At 64.0% G+C, this 21,300-nt stretch carries 20 protein-coding genes and 1 pseudogene; 13 read left to right on the plus strand and 8 right to left on the minus strand.

Going from position 1 to position 21,300, the window contains the following annotated elements; translation table 11 throughout:
• The 9 genes from gspF (at nt 1) to EGJ22_RS04825 (ending at nt 5,882) form a co-directional block, all read left to right on the plus strand.
• Nucleotides 1-1,206 (plus strand): type II secretion system inner membrane protein GspF, encoded by a 1,206-nt coding sequence (gene gspF / locus EGJ22_RS04785; RefSeq protein WP_029886138.1) that lies wholly within the window; start codon nt 1-3, stop codon nt 1,204-1,206.
• A 1-nt stretch (nt 1,207) separates the two neighbouring features.
• Nucleotides 1,208-1,654: a type II secretion system major pseudopilin GspG gene (gene gspG / locus EGJ22_RS04790; RefSeq protein ID WP_009684967.1), complete on the plus strand. Its 447-nt coding sequence runs from the start codon at nt 1,208-1,210 to the stop codon at nt 1,652-1,654.
• Complete coding sequence (locus EGJ22_RS04795; protein WP_029886137.1) at nt 1,651-2,115, plus strand: GspH/FimT family protein; 465 nt, start codon at nt 1,651-1,653, stop codon at nt 2,113-2,115. The genes gspG and EGJ22_RS04795 overlap by 4 nt, the downstream gene beginning before the upstream one ends.
• Entirely contained in the window at nt 2,093-2,476 is a 384-nt protein-coding gene (gene gspI / locus EGJ22_RS04800; RefSeq protein WP_009684969.1) for a type II secretion system minor pseudopilin GspI, read from the plus strand. The genes EGJ22_RS04795 and gspI overlap by 23 nt, the downstream gene beginning before the upstream one ends.
• Nucleotides 2,463-3,041 (plus strand): type II secretion system minor pseudopilin GspJ, encoded by a 579-nt coding sequence (gspJ, locus tag EGJ22_RS04805; protein WP_029886136.1) that lies wholly within the window; start codon nt 2,463-2,465, stop codon nt 3,039-3,041. Before gspI ends, gspJ begins: the two co-directional genes overlap by 14 nt.
• Nucleotides 3,038-3,895 carry a general secretion pathway protein GspK gene (locus EGJ22_RS04810; protein ID WP_029886135.1) on the plus strand — a complete coding sequence of 286 codons (858 nt, stop codon included), beginning with the start codon at nt 3,038-3,040 and terminating at the stop codon, nt 3,893-3,895. The genes gspJ and EGJ22_RS04810 overlap by 4 nt, the downstream gene beginning before the upstream one ends.
• Nucleotides 3,888-4,994 carry a type II secretion system protein GspL gene (gene gspL / locus EGJ22_RS04815; protein WP_064314823.1) on the plus strand — a complete coding sequence of 369 codons (1,107 nt, stop codon included), beginning with the start codon at nt 3,888-3,890 and terminating at the stop codon, nt 4,992-4,994. Before EGJ22_RS04810 ends, gspL begins: the two co-directional genes overlap by 8 nt.
• Nucleotides 4,994-5,464, plus strand: a complete 471-nt coding sequence (locus tag EGJ22_RS04820; RefSeq protein WP_104148217.1) for a hypothetical protein — start codon at nt 4,994-4,996, stop codon at nt 5,462-5,464. Before gspL ends, EGJ22_RS04820 begins: the two co-directional genes overlap by 1 nt.
• Before the next feature lie 70 nt (nt 5,465-5,534).
• Complete coding sequence (locus EGJ22_RS04825) at nt 5,535-5,882, plus strand: YgiW/YdeI family stress tolerance OB fold protein (protein WP_029885848.1); 348 nt, start codon at nt 5,535-5,537, stop codon at nt 5,880-5,882.
• Between the two features lie 36 nt (nt 5,883-5,918).
• Here the strand turns inward: EGJ22_RS04825 and EGJ22_RS04830 are convergent, their stop codons facing one another.
• Complete coding sequence (locus tag EGJ22_RS04830) at nt 5,919-7,163, minus strand: MFS transporter (protein ID WP_029885849.1); 1,245 nt, start codon at nt 7,161-7,163, stop codon at nt 5,919-5,921.
• A gap of 107 nt (nt 7,164-7,270) precedes the next feature.
• On the opposite strand from EGJ22_RS04830, the gene EGJ22_RS04835 reads away from it, so the two are divergent.
• The 4 genes and pseudogenes from EGJ22_RS04835 (at nt 7,271) to EGJ22_RS04850 (ending at nt 9,481) form a co-directional block, all read left to right on the plus strand.
• Nucleotides 7,271-8,200, plus strand: a complete 930-nt coding sequence (locus EGJ22_RS04835) for a LysR family transcriptional regulator (protein WP_050492194.1) — start codon at nt 7,271-7,273, stop codon at nt 8,198-8,200.
• 16 nt (nt 8,201-8,216) lie between these two features.
• The gene (locus tag EGJ22_RS04840) at nt 8,217-8,990 is read left to right on the plus strand and encodes a ParA family protein (RefSeq protein ID WP_029885851.1); all 774 of its coding nucleotides are present in this window, start codon (nt 8,217-8,219) and stop codon (nt 8,988-8,990) included.
• Nucleotides 8,991-9,003: 13 nt separating this feature from the next.
• Nucleotides 9,004-9,135, plus strand: a pseudogene (locus EGJ22_RS04845) (type II toxin-antitoxin system HigB family toxin); the annotation flags it as partial.
• Entirely contained in the window at nt 9,125-9,481 is a 357-nt protein-coding gene (locus EGJ22_RS04850) for a type II toxin-antitoxin system HigA family antitoxin (protein ID WP_029885852.1), read from the plus strand. The pseudogene EGJ22_RS04845 and the gene EGJ22_RS04850, both read left to right, overlap by 11 nt.
• A gap of 3 nt (nt 9,482-9,484) precedes the next feature.
• On the opposite strand, the gene trxC is transcribed toward EGJ22_RS04850, so the two are convergent.
• The 7 genes from trxC to betI all read right to left on the minus strand — a co-directional run bounded on the left by trxC (nt 9,485) and on the right by betI (nt 20,886).
• Nucleotides 9,485-9,919 carry a thioredoxin TrxC gene (gene trxC / locus EGJ22_RS04855; protein WP_029885853.1) on the minus strand — a complete coding sequence of 145 codons (435 nt, stop codon included), beginning with the start codon at nt 9,917-9,919 and terminating at the stop codon, nt 9,485-9,487.
• Between the two features lie 78 nt (nt 9,920-9,997).
• A complete protein-coding gene (gene selO / locus EGJ22_RS04860) occupies nt 9,998-11,458 on the minus strand; it encodes a protein adenylyltransferase SelO (RefSeq protein ID WP_029885854.1) in 1,461 nt (486 codons plus the stop codon).
• 127 nt (nt 11,459-11,585) lie between these two features.
• On the minus strand, nt 11,586-14,894 hold the full coding sequence (mscK, locus tag EGJ22_RS04865) for a mechanosensitive channel MscK (RefSeq protein WP_054912242.1): 3,309 nt from the start codon (nt 14,892-14,894) through the stop codon (nt 11,586-11,588).
• A gap of 35 nt (nt 14,895-14,929) precedes the next feature.
• Nucleotides 14,930-16,672 (minus strand): potassium/proton antiporter, encoded by a 1,743-nt coding sequence (locus EGJ22_RS04870; protein ID WP_029886549.1) that lies wholly within the window; start codon nt 16,670-16,672, stop codon nt 14,930-14,932.
• 197 nt (nt 16,673-16,869) lie between these two features.
• Entirely contained in the window at nt 16,870-18,561 is a 1,692-nt protein-coding gene (gene betA / locus EGJ22_RS04875; protein WP_009684987.1) for a choline dehydrogenase, read from the minus strand.
• A gap of 157 nt (nt 18,562-18,718) precedes the next feature.
• Nucleotides 18,719-20,191 carry a betaine-aldehyde dehydrogenase gene (gene betB / locus EGJ22_RS04880; protein WP_009684988.1) on the minus strand — a complete coding sequence of 491 codons (1,473 nt, stop codon included), beginning with the start codon at nt 20,189-20,191 and terminating at the stop codon, nt 18,719-18,721.
• A gap of 38 nt (nt 20,192-20,229) precedes the next feature.
• Nucleotides 20,230-20,886 (minus strand): transcriptional regulator BetI, encoded by a 657-nt coding sequence (betI, locus tag EGJ22_RS04885; RefSeq protein ID WP_009684989.1) that lies wholly within the window; start codon nt 20,884-20,886, stop codon nt 20,230-20,232.
• Nucleotides 20,887-21,300 lie beyond the last annotated feature (414 nt).

The raw sequence follows: 21,300 nt of genomic DNA on the forward strand, positions 1-21,300 counted from the left end.
ATGCCGCTGTTTCGCTATCAGGCCCAGGATGCCAAGGGCGCCCGCCAGCGCGGTACGCTGGAAGCCCCAGGGGCGCGTCAGGCTCGGCAAACCTTGCGCGAGCAAGGCTGGCAGGTGCTGAAACTGCGCCCCGTGCCGCGGTCACTGCTGGCGGGCGTGCTGAACCGCAGCGGTTTGAGCCTGGCCCGGCGTTCGCTGCTGACCCGCCAGCTGGCGACCCTGCTGCAGGCTGGGCTGCCGTTGACCGAAGCCTTGGAGGCGGTTGCCGAGCAAGGCACCCGGCGCCAGGAGCGGCAGATGTTGCGCGGCGTGGCAGAGCGGGTTGCCGAAGGCCATGCCCTGGCCCAGGCGCTGGCCCAGTACCCGCGGGCGTTCCCGGTCATCTACCGGGCCACCGTGGCCGCTGCGGAGCGCTCTGGGCGCTTGGCGGACGTGCTCGAACGTTTGGCCGCGCATGGCGAGGACGAGCAAGCCTTGCGGCAGAAAGTGCAGCTGGTCATGGTCTACCCGGTGATTCTGCTGGCCGTCTCGTTGCTGGTGGTGGGGTTTCTGCTGGGCTATGTCGTGCCTGATGTGGTGCAGGCATTCTCCCGCGACCAGGCGCGCCTGCCGTTGGCCACGCAAGTGCTGATTGCCCTGAGCGATGCCGCCAACCAGTACGGCCTGGCAGCGCTCACGCTGCTGCTGGCCGGCATTGCTCTGGGCGCGTGGGCCCTGCAACAACCGCCATGGCGTAGCCGGTGGCATGCCTTGGCACTGCGCCTGCCAGGTTATGGCGAATTCGCGCGGGCCAGCGAGGCGGCGCGGTTCATCAGCACCCTGGCGATCCTGGGGCGCAGCGGCGTGGCCTTGGTAGAAGCGATGAACATCGCTGCGGCGGTGATCGGCAACCTCACCCTGCGCGAGCGTCTGCTGCAGGCCGCCCGCGAGCTGGCCGAGGGCAGCGCCTTGGCCAGTTGCCTGACACGCAGCGACACCCTGCCACCGCTGATGCTGCACATGATCGCCAGCGGCGAACGCGCCGGTGAACTGGACACCATGCTTGAACGTGCCGCAGACCTCCAGGCCAGGCAACTGGCAGGGCGTATCGCGCTGCTGGTGAGCCTCTGCGAACCCCTGATGCTGCTGGTGATGGGGGGCATCGTGCTGTTCATCGTGCTGGCCATCCTGCTGCCGATCCTCAACCTCAACCAACTGGTCAACTGACATGTCCCTTCGTGCTACACGCCACGCGCAACGTGGCTTCACACTCATCGAAATCATGGTGGTGGTTATCATTCTGGGCGTGCTTGGCGCGCTGGTGCTACCCAACGTGATGAGCCGTCCCGACCATGCCAAGCTGACCGCAGCCCGCACCGACCTGCAGTCGATCGCCACCGCGCTGGAAATCTATCGGCTGGACAACGGCCGTTATCCAACGTCCGCGCAGGGCCTGGACGCCTTGGTCACACGCCCCAGCGTGGCGCCATTGCCGCGCAACTGGAGTGCCCAGGGCTATCTGAAGCGTACCCCTACCGACCCTTGGGGCTCGCCTTACCAGTACGTGAACCCGGGCAGCCGTTCGAACCAGGGGTATGACCTTTACTCGCTGGGTGCCGACGGGCAGCCGGGCGGCGAACAGATGGATGCCGATATCGGCAACTGGTCTGAATGAAACGGCCCCGCGCGCAAGGCTTCACACTGCTGGAACTGTTGCTGGTCCTGCTGCTGCTGAGCATCGTTATGGGCATGGCGGGGCTCGGTATCGGGCGCGACCCGCAGCGCCTGGCCAGCCAGGAGGCCAACCTGTTCCTGCAACTGGTGCAACACGCACGGCAACAGGCTGTGCTGGAGGGCGTGGCGCTGGGTATCCGAATCGACCCGCAAGGCTATCAACTGCTGAAGGCCCGCGGTGACCGCTGGGAGCCCGCGGGCCAGCAGCGCGATATTGGCCTGGACCTGCGCCTGCAGATCGATGGGCTGCCAGTGCCACCCGTCGTGCCTGGCAAGGCGCCGCAACTGGTGATGTACGGCAATGACGAGCACACGCCGTTTTCCCTGTATTTCGAGGCCGACACTGTGCGCCCGGTCTCCCTGTCGAGCGATGGCCTCAATGCCCCGCAGTTCCAGCCCTGAACGCGGCTTCACCCTGCTCGAGGTGTTGGTGGCGCTGGCGATCTTCGCGGTGCTGGCCGTGGCGGTGAGCACGGCCAGCCAGCGCATACTGGTGCAGTCGCAGGGGTTGCAGGACCGTCTTTTTGCCAGCTGGGTCGCCGACAACCACCTGATGGAGATGCGCCTGCAACCGGCCCTGGCGCCCGGCCAGCGCAGCATGGAGGTGATGTTCGGCCAGCGTCGCTGGCTGCTGCAGGAAAGCCGGCGACGGCTGGGCGGGGCTGGCCTGCTGGAGGTCGAGGTACACGTGGGCCTTGCGGCCGATCGCCAGGTGTTGCACCAGGCCACCGGGTGGCAGGGGGGCAGCGATGCTTCACGCTAGGCCCCGCCAGCGCGGTTTCACCTTGATCGAACTGCTGCTGGCCATCGCCCTCTTTGCCTTGTTGGCGGTGGGCAGTGCGCGTGTGCTGGATGTGGTCATGCGGGCCGAGCGTGCGCGCCAGGCCCAGGCCGAGCAGTTGCATGCGCTGGGCAGGGCCATGAGCCTGATCCAGCGCGATGCCTTGCAAGGGTATCTGCCGGCGAGCCTGGGCAAGGGCGGTTACGGCATCCTGCTGAACGGCGACCGGGCCCATTGGCTGACCCGCGAACCCGACCACCAGGCGCTCAAGCGCAGCGAACTGAGGGTGGTCGAATACTGGCTCGCCGACGGCGTGCTGTGGCGCCAGCGGCGCACCCAGGGGCAGGGCCAGCCGCGCCCGCAGCGTTTGCTCGAAGGTGTGGGCGAACTGCAGTGGCGCCTGCATGTACCCGGTAGCGGCTGGCAGGCGCATTGGCCAATGGTCCAGCGCCGGGCCCTGCCACCGCAGGCGCTGGAGGTGACCCTGTCCACCCGGCGCTTGGCGCAGATTCGGCGGGTACTGCCGCTTGGCGGGGCCAGCCAGTGAAGCGGCAACGGCAGAAGGGGCTGGCGCTGATTACCGTGCTGCTGGTGATGGCGCTGCTGACGTTATTGGTAGCCGGCATGTTGCACAGCCATCGCCTGCTGCTTGGCGGTGTTGCCCAGCAGCTCGAAGCCACGCGCCTGTTGCGCCTGGCGCAAGCCGGCGAACAACAGGCGCTTGCGAGCCTGCGGGGTGAGGTAGGGGAGATCCTGCAGGTGACCCACGGGCGGCAGGGCTGGGGCCAACCCCGTGTGTTGACCTTGGGCGAAGGCCGGGTGCAACTACAGCTGGAGGACCTTGCAGGGCGCTTCAACCTCGGCGCCCTGACCGCAGGTAAAACCCCCGACCCCTTGCTGCTCGAGCGTTGGCAGCGCCTGTGCCATGCACTGCAGGTGGCGCCGCCGGCCTTGGAGGCGCTGGCGGGCCAGCCGCTGCTGGACCCTACCCAGTTGCGGGCCCTGCCGGGCGTCACTGCCGAGGTGATGGCGCGTTTGCAGCCTTGGGTAGTGGTGTTGCCCAAGGAGGCGCGGCTCAACATCAACACGGCCCCGGCACGTCTGTTGGCAGCACTGGCCGAGTTGTCGCCAGCGGTGGCCGCCGACCTGGTACGGCAACGCCCCGAGGCGGGCTACCCGACAGTGGAGCGTTTTCTGGCCTCTGCGCAATTGGACGGCGTGGGCGTGAACCGGCGCCGGCTTGCCGTGACCAGCCGCTGGTTTCGCCTTGAGGTGCAGGCACAGCAGGCGGGTAGGCGCATGTACCTGTACAGCGACCTGGAGATCGATTTGAACACGCACCAGGTTCGTGTGGTGCGGCGTGTATTTACTGCAATGCGGGAGCGAAGAGCAGATGAGTGAAACCTGGCTGTACCTATTGCCCGCGGGCGTTGCGGCGGCCGATGCGCAGTGGCCGGTGTGGCTGCGAGCAGGCGATGGCAGCGTGCGCAAGACGCGTCTGGACGCGCTCGGGGCGACCCTGGCCGGCCCTGTGATCCTTGTCTTGCCGATGGAAATGCTCGGCAGTTGCGAAATCGGCCCCGTGCCATGCAAGCGGCCGAAGCCTGAATCATTGGCCTACGCCGCCGAAGAGCAGTTGGCAGCGGCGCTGGAATCGGTGCACCTGGTTTTTGCCGCAGCAGATATGCAAGGGCACCGCCGTGCGCTGGTGATAGAGCGTCAGGTGCTGCGCAATGTCTTGGCCTTGTTGCAAACCCTGGGTATCGACCCGGTCGCGATCCATGTCGATGCCGACCTGCTGGGTGGCGAGCAGCCCAGTGCACTGTGGCTTGACGGGCGCTGGCTGGTGGGCGGCGGAGGTGGGCCGTGGCTGGTCGCCACGCCCCAGGCAGCCGAAATCGTGGCGCGGCAATTGCCGCCGATGGCCTGGCAGGCCGCTGCTGCCGATGGCGGGCAACCGCTGGTCAACCACAGGGTCGACAATGCCTTCCAGACCTTGCTGCAAGGGCGAGCCAAGGCGCTGGACCTGCGCCAGGGGCCATTCCGCCGTCAGCGCCTGGCGTTACCCTGGTCGGCGTTGGCGGGCGCAGTGCTGCTGGGCTTCGCCATGCTGTGCGTGGCCGATCATTGGCGTGTCGAGGGGCTGTTGCAGCGCGTGGCTCAACAGCATGCCGAAAACGTTCAGGCATTCCAGCGGTGGGCGCCCGGGCAGCCCGTCACCGGTGACCTGGCGGTGCGCGTCAGGGCGTTGCAGGCCGGCCCTCGTACGACCACCCGCATGGAAGGCCTGGCGGCCGTCGCGCAGCCGCTGGTGGAAACCGGGAACATTACCCTTGAACGGGCCGCGTTCAGCCCGGCGCAAGGGTGGCGTATGGATGTGCTGGCCCTGGGGTTCGATGACCTCGAGCGCTTGCGTTTGCTGGCCCCTGCCGTGCTGATGGACCAGGCCCGGCAGACTGCCCAAGGGGTGCGGGCAACCCTGACCTGGAGCGGGACTTGATGAAGCACAGGTTTGAGCAGGCTCTTGTTCGCCAATGGCAAACCCTACCCGCCACGCGGCGGGCACTGATCAGGGCCACGCTATGGGGGGTGGCCATGCTGGCGCTCTGGCAACTGGCTTGGCTGCCTGGTAAGCAGCGCATGCTGCAGGCCGAGCTTGCCCATGGGCAGGCGCTGGAGCTGGCCGGGCAGTTGCAGCAGGTGGCGTCAGCGCCGGTCGGGGGGCGCGAAGCGGTGCGGGCACTGACGCCCGCCGCGCTCAATGAGCGTGCCTTGGCCGCCGGTTTGCGCGTTGTCGGGCTGCAGGCTCGGGCCAATCAGCTCGATGTCAGCCTCGAAGGCCAGCCCACGGCAGTGCTGAGCTGGCTGCACACGCTGGAACGTGACGGCGCACAGCTGCGCAGTGTGCAGCTACAGGTGACTGGCGAGCAGTTGCAGGTGCAGCTGGCGCTGGAACTGGACGAAGCCTGAGGCGATTAAGATTGGATTCAGCCAGCTTCGGTAGGCTGTTCCCATCCAAACCGAAACAGGACCTGCCTCCATGAAAACCCGTTACCTTGCTCTGATCCTCGCCCCGCTGTTCAGCACTGCTGCCCTGGCTGCCGGCTATACCGGCCCGGGTGCACAAGCGGTAACCACCGTGGCCGCTGCGAACGATGCCGCCGATGACACGCCGGCGGTGCTGCAGGGCTTCGTCACCAAGAAGATCAACAACGACGACAAATACGAATTCAAGGACAACACCGGCACCATCACCGTGGAAATCGATGATGAAGACCTGCCACCGACGCCATTCAACGACAAGACCAAGGTCAAGCTGACCGGTGAGGTGGAGAAACACCTGATGAGCCGTGAAGTGGATGTGGATATCGTCGAAATCATCAACTGATTCCCGGGCCAGTTCGCGGGCGTGCCCGCGAATGCCTCACCCCGACTTCGGTGGCAACTTGCTCAGGTGTAGCGCCACCAGCAACGCCACTGCCAGCAAGCTGCCTATGAACAGGCCGATGCCATTCCAGCCCCATTGGTGCCAGAACACCCCGCCCGCCGTACCGGCCACGCTCGAGCCGGCGTAATAGCTGAACAGGTACAGCGACGACGCCTGCCCTTTGGCCTTCAGCGCCCGCCGGCCGATCCAGCTACTGGCCACCGAGTGCGCGCCAAAGAAGCCGAAGGTGAACACCAGCATGCCAACGATCACCATGGCCAGTGGGCTGGCCAGGGTCATCAGCAAACCACACGCCATGACCACGATGCTGGCCCAGAACACCTTGCGTCGGCCCAGCTTGTCCGCCAAGGCGCCGACCTGCGCCGAGCTGTAGATGCCGGACAGGTACACCACCGACAGCAAGCCGACCAGTGCCTGGTTCATGTGGTAGGGCTCGGCCAGCAGGCGGTAGCCGATGTAGTTGAACAGGGTGACGAAGGCACCCATCAGCAGGAAGGCCTCCAGAAACAGCCAGGGCAGGCCGGCATCCTTGAAATGCATGACGAACCCGTCCAGCAGGCTGCGCGGGCTCATCGTCTGCGGGCGGAAATTGCGTGACTCCGGCAGCACCTTCCAGAACACAAGGGCGGCGCCCAGGGCCAGGCCGCCGATGGTCAGCATGGCTGTGTGCCAGCTGACGAAGTCGATCAACACGCCAGTGATCAGCCGCCCGCTCATGCCGCCAATGGCGTTGCCGCCGATGTACAAACCCATGGCCAGGCCAATGTGCTGGGGGTGGATCTCTTCGCTCAGGTAGGTCATGGCCACTGCTGCCAGGCCGCTCAGCGACAGGCCGACCAGTGCGCGGGTGGCCAGCACCAGTTCCCAGCTCGGCATCACCGCGCTGGCCAGGGTGGAGAGCGCGGCGCACACCAGGGCGAACACCATCACCGGCTTACGGCCGATGCGGTCCGAGATCGGGCCGGTGACAAGCAGGCCGAACGCCAGCATCGCGGTCGACACTGACAGCACCAGGCTGCTTTGTGCGGCGTTGATGGCGAATTCTTTAGACAGCAACGGCATCATCGGCTGTACGCAATACAGCAGGGCGAAGGTGGCGAAGCCGCCGCTGAACAGGGCCAGCACGGTCTTCATGAAGGCGGGGGTGCCTTTTTCGATCCACATGTCGGTCAAGGTGGCAGGTTCGAGTTCGATGGGCTGCGCGGCTACAGCAGTTTTCACGGCGGGTACCTCTGGTGCAATGAAAAAAGCATATAGCTGGCTAATGATTATATCCAATATATTGTTCGACCTATTTAAGACGTTGTGCGACTTGTTTGGAGCGAACCATGGAACTGCGCCATCTGCGTTATTTCATTGCCGTGGCAGAAGAGCTGCACTTCGGCCGCGCCGCCCAGCAACTGGGCATTTCGCAACCGCCGCTGAGCCAGCAGATCCAGGCGCTGGAACAGGAGCTGGGGGCGCGCTTGTTCGAGCGCACCAACCGCCGGGTCGAGCTGAGCGAGGCAGGCCGGCTGTTCCTGGGCGAGGCGCGTCAGGTGCTGGCGCAGGTGGAGAAGGCCGCGGATGTGGCGCGGCGTGCACAACTGGGTGAATTGGGCGAGATGAAGATCGGCTTTACCTCCTCGGCCCCGTTCACATCGAAGATCCCCAAGGCCATCCATGCCTTTCGCCAGCGCTTCCCCGCAGTGCACCTGAACCTCAAGGAAATGAGCAGCCGCGATGTTGCCGAGGGGGTGTTCGATGAGTCCATCGAAGTCGGCCTGATGCGGCCAATGCCGCTGCCGGAAGGGTTGCTGGCCACCGAGCTGTTCCGCGAGCCACTGGTGGCGGTGATCAATGCCTCACACCCGCTGGCCGAAGCCAGCGGGCAAGGCGTGCACATGGCGGCGCTGGCCCATGAGCCGTTCGTGTTCTTCCCGCGCAGCTATGGCAGCGGCTTGCATGCGCAGTTGCTGAGCCTGGCGCGGCAGGCCGGGTTCAGCCCGCATTTTGCCCAGGAGGCAGGGGAGGCGATGACCATCATCGGCCTGGTGTCGGCGGGGTTGGGGGTGTCGGTGCTGCCGGCCTCGTTCCAGCGCATGCGTATCGAAGGGGTGGTGTACCGCACCTTGCTCGACGAGGGGGCGATGACCGCGGTGTGGCTGGTGCAGCGCGAAGGCGGCGGGTCGGCCATGGCCAAGGCGTTTGCGCAGCTGCTTCAGGCGAATAGCACTGGCCATGGCGGCGACACCGCCACATACTCGGGCATTCGTTGAAACACGGAGGTCAACCATGCGGCGCGTGGTGTTCAATCAGAAAGGTGGCGTAGGCAAGTCGAGCATCGCCTGCAACCTGGCGGCGGTCAGTGCCAATGAGGGCTACCGGACCCTGCTGGTCGACCTGGATGCCCAGGCCAACTCGACACAGTACCTCACCGGGCTGACGGGTGAGGATATCCCCATGGGTATCGCCGATTTCTTCAAGCAGAGCCTGTCCAGCGGGCCATTCAGCAAGAAGAACAGGGTGGATATCTATGAAACCCCGTTCGACAACCTGCATGTGGTGACTGCAACGCCTGAACTGGCCGACCTGCAGCCCAAGCTCGAGGCCAAGCACAAGATCAACAAGCTGCGTAAGCTGCTCGATGAGCTAGACGAGGATTACGAGCGGATCTATATCGACACCCCGCCGGCGCTTAATTTTTATGCAGTTTCGGCGCTGATCGCGGCTGACCGTGTGCTGATTCCCTTCGACTGCGACAGCTTTTCGCGCCAGGCCCTGTATGGCCTGCTGGCCGAAATTGAAGACCTCAAGGAAGACCATAACGAAGACCTCGTAGTCGAAGGCATCGTGGTCAACCAGTTCCAGTCGCGTGCCAGCCTGCCGCAGCAGATGCTCGACGAACTGCTGGCCGAAGGGCTGCCGGTGCTGCCGGTGTACCTTGGCAGCTCGGTGAAGATGCGTGAATCGCACCACGCCAGCCTGCCGCTGATTCACCTGGAGCCCAGGCACAAGCTGACACAGCAGTTTGTCGAGTTGCATGATTTGCTGGAGCGCAGCGAGTAGGTATCTAGCCCGCTTCCTTATTGGGGGTAACAAGTACCGGCTTGTGGTTGAGATGCAGTACCGCGCCGGTATCGCCTGGGTGAAGTTCGTCGGTACGCACAAGCGCGATGACGAGATTGACGTGGAGACAAACTGTGAATATTAAGCCGATTCGTAACGAGGACGATCTTCGAGCAGCATTCCAGGGCCTCGAAGCCATTTTTCAGTCTGAAGCGGGCACGCCTGAGGCTGATGAAATGAAAGTGCTTGTGACACTGATCGAAGTGTACGAGAACAGGCACTATCCCATTCACCCCGCCAATCCCATCGAGGCTATCAAGTTTTGTATGGATCAGCAGGGGCTCACGCCAAGAGATCTTGAACCGTACATCGGTCCAAGCGGGCGAGTTTCGGAAGTACTGAGCGGGAAGCGCGGGCTGAGCCTTTCCATGATTAAGCGCCTGCATGATGGCCTTCGCATTCCCTATGAGTCGCTGCTGGCAAGCGCTTGAAAACTAAACCCCCTGGCTGCGCACCCACTCCAACAACGCTTGGAGTGGAAACGCCCCGGCCTGGCGGCTGACGTCGCGGCCGTTCTTGAACAGCAGCAGGCTGGGGATCGAACGGATGCCCAGTTGCCCGGCCAGGTTGCGGTTGGCTTCGCTGTCGAGCTTGGCCAGGCGGCAGCGGCCGGCCAGTCGGCGGGCGGCTTGTTCGAAGGTGGGGGCGAACGATTTGCACGGGCCACACCAGTCGGCCCAGACATCCACCAGCAGCGGTAGGTCGCCTTTGATTTGGCTGGCGTAGCTGGCTTCGGTGAGTTCGAAAGGGGCGCTCAGCAGGACCTGCTGTTTGCAGCGGCCGCATTTCGGCGCGTCGCCCAGGCGCTCGGCAGGCAAGCGGTTGAGGCCGTTGCAGTGGGGGCAGGGGATGACCAGTGGTTCGGACATGTTGGTTCCTCGAGATTTTTGGGGCTGCTTGGCAGCCCATCGCGACACAAGGCCGCTCCCACAGGGGGGAAGCGCCAATCAGGAAGAGCAGCTGATTTCCAGGTGCTTGCCCCATTCCGGTGGGCGCTCGGCGTAGGCCTGCATCCCGGGTTGCTCCTCGAAGGGGTTGCTGAGCACCTGGTGCAGCCGCCGCACTTCACTGTAATCCCCCGCTTCAGCTGCCTCGATGGCTTTCTGCGCCAGGTAGTTGCGCAGCACGTACAACGGGTTCACTGCATGCATGCGTTCGCGGCGCCCCTCGGCATTACCGGCTTCACGCTCGCAGCGGGCCAGGTAATCGGCGCCCCAGGCATCGAAGCCGGCCAGGTCGATGAAGTCATTGCGTACCACCTTCAACGCTTCGGCCACCGGTTGCTCGCCCAGCCGGCGGAAGAACAGGTTGTAGTCCACACCACCGCGCTGCATGCACTGCAACAGGCGCTCGACCAGCGCCATGTCGTCATCCTCTGCCGTGGTCAAGCCCAGGCGCCTGCGCATCAGGTCCAGGTAATGGGCCTGGTACAGTGGCAGGAACAGGCTCAACGCCTGCTTCAACGGCTCCACCTCGACCACCGTGGTCAGCGCCTGGGCCAGCGCGCTGAGGTTCCAGTGGGCGATGGGCACCTGGTTGGCGTAGCTGTAACGACCACGGTCGTCGGAGTGGTTGCAGATGAAATTGGCGTCGAAGTCGTCGAGGAAGGCATACGGGCCGAAGTCGAAGGTAATGCCGAGGATCGACATGTTGTCGGTATTCATGACCCCGTGGCAGAAGCCATAGGCCTGCCAGCGGGCGATCAGGTCGGCGTTGCGCTCGACGATGGTGCGGAACATCGCCAGGTAAGGTTGCTCGGCGGTGCCGCACTCGGCGTAGTGCTGTTGCAAGACGTGGTCGAGCAGCACCCGTTGCTGCTCAGGCTGCTTGGTGTAGTAGAAATACTCGAAATGACCGAAGCGTACGTGGCTCTGCGCCACGCGGGTGAGCATGGCCGCGCTTTCACGTGTTTCGCGCCATACCGGGGTGCTCGAGCCGATGACGCACAGCGCGCGGCTAGTGGGAATGTGCAGGGCGTGCAGGGCTTCGGAGGCGAGGAACTCGCGGATCGATGAGCGCAGCACGGCGCGGCCGTCGCCCATGCGCGAGTACGGCGTCTGGCCGGCCCCCTTGAGGTGCAGGTCCCAGTGCTGATTGGCGTCGTTCAGAACCTCGGCCAGCAACAGGCCGCGGCCATCGCCCAGGCGCGGGTTGTACGAGCCGAATTGGTGGCCGGAGTACACCATCGCCCTTGGGTCGGCCTGGTCCCACAGCTTGTGGCCGCTGAACAGTTCGGCGAACAGAGGCAGTTCGGCCTGGGCCGGGTCGAGGTTCAGCAGCGCCATGGCCGACTCGCTCGCCACCACCAGGCGGGGCTCGGCGATGGGCTCGGGCAGCACCTGGGTAGAAAACGCATCGCCCAGGCGGGCGAAGCGGTTGTCGAAAGTGAGTTGGTCGAGGGCTTTCACGGGCTGCTCCTGGAAGTCGGTGCCATTGGGGCCGCTTTGCGGGGCCCAGCTGTGGGGGCTGGCTTGCCGGCGATCGAGGGCCAAGCCCTCGCAGGCATTCTGGGCGTTCATGCCCTATGGCGTCCACTCACACAGGTTGGGTGCCATCGGGTTTGGGCTGCTCCATCGGTATCAGCTGCTGCTTGCCGCCGGCTGCGTCCATCAGGAACACCTCGACCTGGCGTACCGAGATCTTGATGTCGTGCGCCTTGAACTCGCGGCTGATGAAGCGGTTGAGTTCATCTAGCGTCGGGTTGCGGTCACCCAGGTCGCGCACGTGCATGCGCAGTTCGTGGTCCAGCGAGCTTTCGCCGAAGTTGAGGAAGTACACGATCGGTTCCGGGTCCTTGAGCACCCGTGGGTTTTCATGCGCGCCCCTGAGCAGCAGCTCGCGCACCAAGTCGAGGTCGGAGCCATAGTCGATGCCCAGCTTCAGCGTGACCCGGGTGACCGTGTCGGTCAGCGACCAGTTGATCAGTTGGCCGGTGATGAAGGTCTTGTTGGGGACGATGATGTCCTTGCGGTCGAAGTCGGTGATGGTGGTGGCGCGGATGCGGATCTTGCTCACCGTGCCCGACAGGTTGCCGATGGTGATGGTGTCGCCGATGCGTACCGGGCGCTCGAACAGGATCATGATGCCGGAAATGAAGTTGGCGAAGATTTCCTGCATGCCAAAGCCCAGGCCCACCGACAGCGCCGCCACCAGCCATTGCAGCTTGTCCCAGCTGACCCCCAGGGTCGACAGGGTGCTGACGATACCCACGCCGACGATGGTGTACGACAACAGGGTGGTGGTGGCGTAGGCGCTGCCCTGGGCAAGGTTCAGGCGTGACAGCACCAGCACCTCCAGCAGGCCTGGCAGGTTGCCGGCCAGGGCGAAGGTAATGCCGACGATCACCAGTGCCCCCAACAGGTCGCCCAGGCTGATGGGCACCATGCTGGCAGCGGCGCCGGTGCCGCTGGTGTATTCGTACAGCACGAAGTTGTTGAGGTAGGCGAACACCGAGAGCAGGTCGGCCCATACCCAGTACAGGCCAGCGATGAAACCGCCCAGCAGGGCCAGGCGGATCAGGCGCAGCGATTGCTGGTTGACCTGCTCGATGTCCAGGGTCGGCTCTTCGACGACCACTTCGCCGTCCAGCCCTTCCTTGGCCGCCGCGCGCTTGCTCAGTGCCCGTTGGTAGGCCAGGCGGCGGGCCGCAACCGACAGGCCGCGCACGAAGGCGGCCTCGATCACCAGCCAGAACAGCAGCAGGTAGAGGGTGTAGATCAGCCGGTCGGTGAGTTTCAGGGCGGTGTAGTAGTAGCCGAAGCACACCGCGACGAACAGGGCGATAGGCAGCGCAGTGAACGCCACGCCGACCGCCTTGCGGAACAGCGAAGTGTCACGGTGCGCCGGGCTGCTGAGCAGCAGGCGGCTGAGCAGCCAGGCCATCAGCGCATAGCAGGCCAGCACCACGCCAATACCCAGTACATCGTCGGCCAGCGCCGACGGCTGGTGCTCGGCCACCGCCACTACCCCGACCAGGGCCAGCACCACGGTGCCCAGGCGGCGTACCCAGCCCCGCAGGAACTCGACCTGGGGTTTGTACCAGCGGAAATGCACTTCCGCCACGCCGCCGGGTGCAAGGATGCGGTAGGCGGTATAGAACACCAGCCACGCCTGGGCCAGTTGCCACAGGGCCGCGCCGAGGTTGGCGTTCTGCCCGCGGGCGTCGATTTGCAGGGCGTAGCTGCACAACGCCAGGACAAGGCTGACCGGCATCGCCAGCAGGATATTGATAAGAATCGCCTGTGGCGTATGCCACTGGCTGTCGCGGCGGAAATGGCCAATGTCCTGGTGCACCTTGCCCAGCCGTTGGTACAGGTACTTGCGCCGCCACAACAGAGCGCCGATCACCAGCAACAGCGGCAGGAACAGCAGCGGCCGGTGGCTGAGGCCGTCGGTCAGCTCGCTCAGGCTGGAGGCCCACGGCAGGTTGGCGACCTGGTCGGCCAGCCGTTGCGGCACGGTGCGCAGCCAGTCCCAGTCCAGGGGCTTGTTGCTGGGGATCCAGAACATCTGTTCGTCGAGGGTGGTGCGCAGGCTCTGGGCAGTGCCCAGCAATTGTTTCTGGTTGAGCTGCAGGGTGATCGATTCGTTGAGCAGCGCCGAAAGCTCGCGGTTCAGCCGCTCCAGCAGGTCGCTGCGGGTGATCGCCAGCTCCAGCAGGGCCTTGCGCAGCTGCGGGGTTACCTGTTCCTGCGGTTGGGCTGCCAGCAGCTTGTCGACATAGGTCACCGGGCTGCTCATCACCTCGCGCTGCTGGCTGACCTCGAACTGGTACAGGCGGGTGTCGGCGATCTGGTCGGCCAGGTCACGGTCGAGTTTCAGGTGTGGCAGGGTCTGTTTCTGTTTGTAGAGGATCTTGGACAGCAGCAGGCTACCCTTGAGCACGTTGATCTGCTCGTCCAGCGCCTGGTCGGCCTGGGTCAGGCTGTCCAGTTGCTGCTTGGTGCGCAGGTTCTGCTGGGTCAGCTCATTGAGGCGGTCGGTGCTTTTGAGCAGGTAGTCGGACAGCTTCAGGTTAGCTGCGCTTTCGGTGGCCAACAGGCTGCTGCCGCCCGCCTTCTGCGCCTCGATCGATTGCTGGGTGACCGTTTCCTGGGACTGGGCCAGGCGCTTGTCGTTGATCAGCGTCTGCAGGTCCTGGATTTCCTGCTCAAGGCGCGCGGCACGCTCGATCAGCAGGTCATGGCGGGCGTTGCCAAGGTCCTGCAGCACGCTGTTGCCGGCCAGTTCCTGGCGGCGCAGCAGGGTCAGCGCGTTGAGCGAAGCCAGTTCTGCGTTCAGCTGGTTGCGCTGGTCGGCGTTGATCGACTTGCCACCGTCCTTGCCGGTCTTGAGGATGGTGTTGATCTGCTGGGCGCGGGTCTGGTTGCTGCTGATTTCGGCCTGGGCACGTTCGGGGCGGGTCTGCGAGTTGATGATCAGGCTGTTGGCGTCGGACAGCGACTTCTGCAGCTCGCCCTGCTGGGTGTTGCGCTCGCTGAGCATCTGTTCGAGCTGCTGCACGTTGAGGTTGGCATAGCGCTGGGCAACCGGCTGAACCTTGGTTTGCTTGAGCCGGGCCAGCTCTTTCTGGCTGTCGTCGGTTTCCTTGGGTGCGGCACTGAGTTGCTGCTTAAGGGCGGCCAGCTTCTTCTCGTTGTCGTCCTTGCTGGCCAGCAGGCTAAGCGTCTGTTCCAGTACCTGCTGCAAGGCCTTCTGGTCGGCCTCGGGCAGCTTGCGCTCGGCAATCTTGTCGAGGCTGTTCTGAATGCTGGCAGCCGTTGGCGGCTCTGCCGCGGTGGCCGCGAAGGAAAGGGACAGGCACAGCCCGAGCAGGGCTGTGCGAAGGTATGCGCGCAGGGACATAGGCAGACTACTTGTGGATCCGGCAGAAACGAAGTTTAGAGGAACAATCCTGGTCCGGGTCGCGTTCCTTCGGGGAATCTGACGCCCACTTTCTGGATCTTGTTCCCGACCATGGTCGCCACGGTCCAGATCGTGCCGTGCCATTCCACCTGGTCACCTACTACTGGAGCGCCTCCGACCTTCTGTCGGATGAACTGCGCCAGCGGCATTTTCGCGTCCAGGCCATCGAGTTTCAGGCCATACAGTGCGGCCACCGCACCCAGTTCGGCATCGCCCTCGAGAACGAAGTCGCCGAAGAAGCGCAGGTCCAGGCCACGCTGCGGCGCCTGGCTGAACAGTTTGCCCAGCGCCGGCAGGTTGTGTTCGTGGCCGATCACGCAGAGCATGTCGTCGACCTCCAGCACGGTGCTGCCAGAGGGGTGCAGCAACTGCTCGCCGCGGAACAGGGCGGCGATGCGTGTGCCTTCCGGCATCTTCAGCTCGCGCAGGGCGGCGCCGATGCACCACTTCTCCTTGCCCAGGCGGTAGACGAACATTTCCCACTCGCTGGTGATGTGCACCTCCAGCGCAGAGCGGGAGATGGGCGCCGGATCCGGTGGTACCGTCACCTTCAGCAGCTTGGCCATCCACGGCAGGCTGGTGCCTTGCACCAGCAGCGACACCAGCACGATGAAGAAAGCCAGGTTGAAGAACAGCTGGGCGTCCGGCAGGCCGGCCATCAGCGGGAACACCGCGAGAATGATCGGCACCGCGCCGCGCAGGCCAACCCACGAGATGAAGCCTTTTTCGCGGCCGTGGAAGGCCTTGAACGGCAGCAATGCCGCCACCACCGACAGAGGCCGCGCCACCAGGATCATCCACAACGCCAGGCCCAGTGCCGGCAGGGCAATGGGCAGCAGGTCGTGCGGTGTCACCAGCAGCCCCAGCACCAGGAACATGCCGATCTGCGCCAGCCAGGCCATGCCGTCGAGCATGTGCAGGATGCCATGGCGGCTGCGGATCGGCTTGTTGCCCAGCACCAGGCCGCACAGGTACACAGCCAGGAAGCCGCTGCCGTGCAGGGCGTTGGTCAGCGAGAACACCACCAGGCCACCGGCCACCACCAGAATGGGGTAGAGGCCACCGGCCAGGTTGATCCGGTTGACCAGTTGCAGCATCAGCCAGCCGCCGCCCAGGCCCAGCAACCCGCCGATGCCGAACTCGCGCAGCAGGTGGGTGAGCAGGCTCCAGTGCAGGCCGGTCTGGCCGCTGGCAATCATGTCGATCAGCGTAACTGTCAGGAAGACCGCCATCGGGTCGTTGCTGCCCGACTCGATCTCCAGGGTGGCGGTAACCCGTTCGTTCAGGCCCTTGCCGCCCAGCAGCGAAAACACCGCTGCGGCGTCGGTGGAGCCGACGATGGCGCCGATCAGCAAGCCCTGGATCAGGCTCAGGTTGAACAGCCAGGCAGCAACAAGGCCGGTCAGGGCTGTGGTGATCATGACCCCGATCGTGGCCAGCGACAGTGCCGGCCATAGCGCTACGCGAAAGCTCGCCACCCGTGTGCGCAGGCCGCCGTCGAGCAGGATCACCGCCAGGGCGAGGTTGCCCACCAGGTAGGCGGTTGGGTAGTTGTTGAAGATGATGCCGCCACCATCGACACCGGCGACCATGCCCACGGCGAGAATGATGACCAGAATAGGGATGCCCAGGCGCGACGACAGCGAACTGACCAGAATACTCGCGCCCACCAGTAATGCGCCGATCAGGAACAGGCTGTTGATGGTGCTGGCATCCAAAGGCAGGTACTCCGGGATAACGCTGGAAAGGGGAATGACTGGCAAGTCGCGTGCCAATCGATTCTAACCTGATGAATTGGCAGCATGTAAAGCGTTTCTGCAGATGTGCAAAAGGCACCGCGGTGGGGTGCCTTTTGTCATGTTGCCGGTGCTCAACCTGTGGCAGGCGGCTTGCCGGCGATGCGGCCGGTGCAGGCTTACGCCTGCTTCACTTCACGCATCGGCTTGCCTTTGACCGGGGCATCACCAGCCACGTAGTACTTGGCGGTGCTGCGTGGCAACGGCTTGCGACCACGGATCTTGTCCGAGATTTTCTCGGCAATCATGATCGTGGTGGCGTTGAGGTTGCCGGTGATGATCAACGGCATGATCGACGCATCCACTACGCGCAGGCCCTGCATGCCGTGCACACGGCCTTCGCCATCGACCACCGCCATGTCGTCGGTGCCCATCTTGCACGAGCAGGACGGGTGGAAGGCGGTTTCGGCGTGCTCGCGGATGAACTTGTCCAGCTCTTCATCGGTTTGCACATGAGCGCCGGGGCTGATTTCGCGGCCACGGTACGGGTCCAGTGCCGGCTGCGCCATGATTTCGCGGGTCAGGCGGATGCCGTCACGGAATTCCTGCCAGTCCTGCTCGGAGGACATGTAGTTGAACAGGATGCTCGGGTGCTGGCGCGGGTCTTTCGACTTGGCCTGGATGCGGCCGCGGGAAGGGGAGCGCATCGAACCCATGTGCGCCTGGAAGCCATGCTCCTTCACGCCATTGGAACCGTTGTAATTGATCGCCACCGGCAGGAAGTGGTACTGGATGTTCGGCCACTTGAATTCAGGGCGGCTGCGAATGAAACCGCCAGCCTCGAACTGGTTGCTGGCGCCAATGCCGGTGCCGTTGAACAGCCACTCGGCACCAATGGCCGGCTGGTTCCACCACAGCAGCGACGGGTACAGCGACACCGGCTGGGTGCAGGCGTACTGCAGGTAAAGCTCCAGGTGGTCCTGCAGGTTTTCACCCACGCCCGGCAGGTCGTGCACCACCGGAATGTCGAGGCTTTCCAGCAGGGCACGCGGGCCGACGCCGGAGCGCTGTAGCAGCTGCGGCGAAGCGATGGCGCCGGAGCTGACGATCACTTCCTTGCGGGCACGGGCTTCTACGCGCTCTTCGCTGTCGCCCACCAGGTAGGTGACGCCAACCGCGCGCTTGCCTTCGAACAGCACGCGGTCGCTGAGGGCGTGGGTCACGATGGTCAGGTTCGGGCGTTTCTTGGCCTGGTCCAGGTAGCCACGGGCGGTGCTGGAGCGGCGGCCGTTCTTGGTCACCGAACGGTCCATCGGGCCAAAGCCTTCCTGCTGGTAGCCGTTGAGGTCTTCGGTACGCGGGTAACCGGCCTGAACACCGGCTTCGACCATTGCGTTGAACAGCGGGTTGTTGCCTGCTTTGGGCGTGGCGACGCTGAGCGGGCCGTCACCGCCGTGGTAGTCGTTAGGGCCGATGTCGCGGGTTTCGGCCTTGCGGAAGTACGGCAGGCAGTCGAGGTAGGTCCAGTCTTCCAGGCCTGGCAGTTCTGCCCAGCCGTCGAAGTCCATGGCGTTGCCGCGGATGTAGCACATGCCGTTGATCAGCGACGAACCACCCAGGCCCTTGCCGCGGCCACACTCCATGCGGCGGCCGTCCATGAACGGCTCCGGGTCGGTCTCGTAGGCCCAGTTGTAGCGGCGGCCTTGCAGCGGGAAGGCCAGGGCTGCTGGCATCTGGGTGCGGAAGTCGAAGCGGTAATCGGGGCCGCCGGCTTCCAGCAGCAGTACGGTGACGCCGGCATCTTCGGTCAGGCGGGTGGCCAGTGTGTTACCGGCGGAGCCGGCACCGACGATGATGTAATCGTATTCCATGGCATTTCTCCGAAATGCAGCGGCAAGCTTCTAGCTACAAGCTGCAAGAAAAAGCAGTTGGGCGAAGCTTGCGAATGGATGGTATCTGCAAGGGCCGGCGGTCTGACGCCGACCGGCTCTTTCTTGCAGCTTGAAGCTTGCGGCTTGCAACTGTCGGTCAGAAGACCGAGTTGTAGCCGCCAAGTTCGACCTGAACCGACTTGATACGGGTGTATTGGGCCAGCGAGCTGACGCCGTTTTCACGGCCTACGCCCGACTGCTTGTAGCCACCGACCGGCATCTCGGCCGGCGATTCACCCCAGGCGTTGATCCAGCAGATACCGGCTTCGAGCTTGTGGATGATGCGGTGGGCGCGGGTGATGTCGTTGGTGCAGACACCGGCGGCCAGGCCGTAGTCGGTGTCGTTGGCACGGCGGATCACTTCTTCCTCGGTTTCATAGGTGAGGATGCTCATCACAGGGCCGAAGATCTCTTCCTTGACGATGGTCATGTCGTCGCTGCAGTCGGTGAACACGGTCGGGGCCACGAAGGCGCCTTTGGCGAACTCACCGGTGGTCAGACGCTCGCCGCCGCACAGCAGGCGGGCACCTTCCTCTTTGCCCTTGGCGATGTAGCCCAGCACGCTTTCCATGTGCTGGAAGCTGACCAGCGGGCCGAAGTTGGTGTTTTCGTCTTCCGGGTTGCCAACGCGGATGCGCGCAACGCGTTCGGCAATCTTGGCTTCGAAGGCAGCCTTCATTTCAGCCGGGATGAACACGCGGGTACCGTTGGTGCATACCTGGCCCGAGCTGTAGAAGTTGGCCATCATGGCGATGTCGGCGGCCTTGTCCAGGTCGGCATCGGCGCAGATGATCAGCGGCGACTTGCCGCCCAGTTCCATGGTGACTTCCTTGAGCGACGAGCTCGAGGCGCTGGCCATGACCTTCTTGCCGGTGGTGGTGCCGCCGGTGAAGGAAACCTTTTCGATGCGGGGGTGCTCGGTCAGCCAGGTACCGACTTCACGGCCGCTGCCGGTCAGCACGTTGAACACGCCATTGGGCAGGCCGGCTTCGGTGTAGATCTCGGCCAGTTTGAGGGTGGTCAGCGACGTGACTTCCGATGGCTTGAAGATCATCGCGTTGCCAGCGGCCAGGGCCGGGGCGGATTTCCACAGGGCGATCTGGATCGGGTAGTTCCAGGCACCGATACCTACGGTCACGCCCAGCGGCTCGCGGCGGGTGTAGACGAAGGACGATTCACGCAGCGGGATCTGCTCGCCCTCGATGGCCGGTACCAGGCCTGCGTAGTACTCCAGCACATCGGCGCCGGTGACGATGTCGACGTAGCGGGTTTCCGAGTACGACTTGCCGGTGTCCAGGGTTTCCAGCATGGCCAGCTCGTCGTTGCGCTCACGCAGGATGTCGACGGCGCGGCGCAGGATGCGCGAGCGCTGCATGGCGGTCATCGCAGCCCAGACTTTCTGGCCACGCTCGGCGCTTTCGACGGCTTTCTCGACGTCAGCCTCGGTCGCACGCTGCACGTGGGCAAGGACTTCGCCGGTAGCCGGGTTGATGGCTTCGAAAGTGGCATCGCTGCCAGCGTCGACGTAAGCGCCATCAATGTAGAGTTTTTGCGTTCCGAAACGGGCCATAGTGTCCTCGCAAGTGCAGTGTGTGGTTTGGCTTTGCGTCACGCTCCTGCCGGGTGGGCAAGGGCCGTGCGCGCTTGTTCAGCAGCCGGGTCGTTGGTGCCCAGGGTGTGCTGCTTAGCCAGTTGTAGATCCATGTATTCGTAAGCAATCCGTACTGCCTGGCCAGTGTCGAATGCATCACCCGACAAGGCACCGCGCAGCCACAGACCGTCGATCAGGGCTGCCAGGCCACGGGCGGCCTTGCGCGCATGGTAAAGCGGCAAGGCACGGCGAAACTGGCAACACAGGTTGGAGTACAAACGGTGGTCGTTGATCCGTTGCAACCTGTGCAAATCGGGCTGGTGCATGCTGGAAGCCCAAAAGGCCAACCAGGTTTTCATCGCCGGGCCGTTCACCTGGCTGGCATCGAAGTTGCCCTCGATGATCACTTTCAGGTGAGCGCGCGGGCTGTCGTCCGTCAGGGCCTGGCGACGTGCTCGAACGCCTTCGTTGAGCATATTCATGATGTAACCCATCGTCGCTGCTATCAGGCCGTTCTTGTCCCGAAAGTAGTGACTGATGATGCCGTTCGACACCCCGGCCAAACGGGCAATCAGCGCAATGCTGGCGTCCCCCAGGCCGACCTGGTCGACAGCCTGCAACGTGGCTTCGATCAACTGCTGGCGGCGGATGGGTTGCATACCGACCTTGGGCATCTTGCTATCTCCTCAGGCCTGCGAGCAGGCGACAGGCGGCTGACTCGGCGAAGACCAGTCTATTTTGTTTTGATTGAACGTTCAATCAATAAAGAATAAGCTCTGCGACAATTTGTGCCATTGACAGTCTTTCAGGTCGTCGAGCAGGCACGAATTGACACCCCAGGAAATCGCGTAACCCCCGGAATACAAGGCGTTGACGGGCATCAGCGATGCGAAATGCAGATTCTGCCACGCGGCCCCGGCCCTGCGGCGGGCCCTTGGAGCGGGCGGGGTGATCTGTGACGAATGCGCGCACCCAGCGGGTAAAGCGTGGCATTTGCAGCAGACCACCTGTCTGTTTTTTGCAACGTATCGATTCGGGATCACGGTTTCCAGGGTGCTTTTATAACACCTGATGCAGTGGGGATATTC

It is taken from the genome of Pseudomonas sp. p99-361 (genome assembly GCF_003935475.1).
Lineage (GTDB): Bacteria > Pseudomonadota > Gammaproteobacteria > Pseudomonadales > Pseudomonadaceae > Aquipseudomonas > Aquipseudomonas juntendi.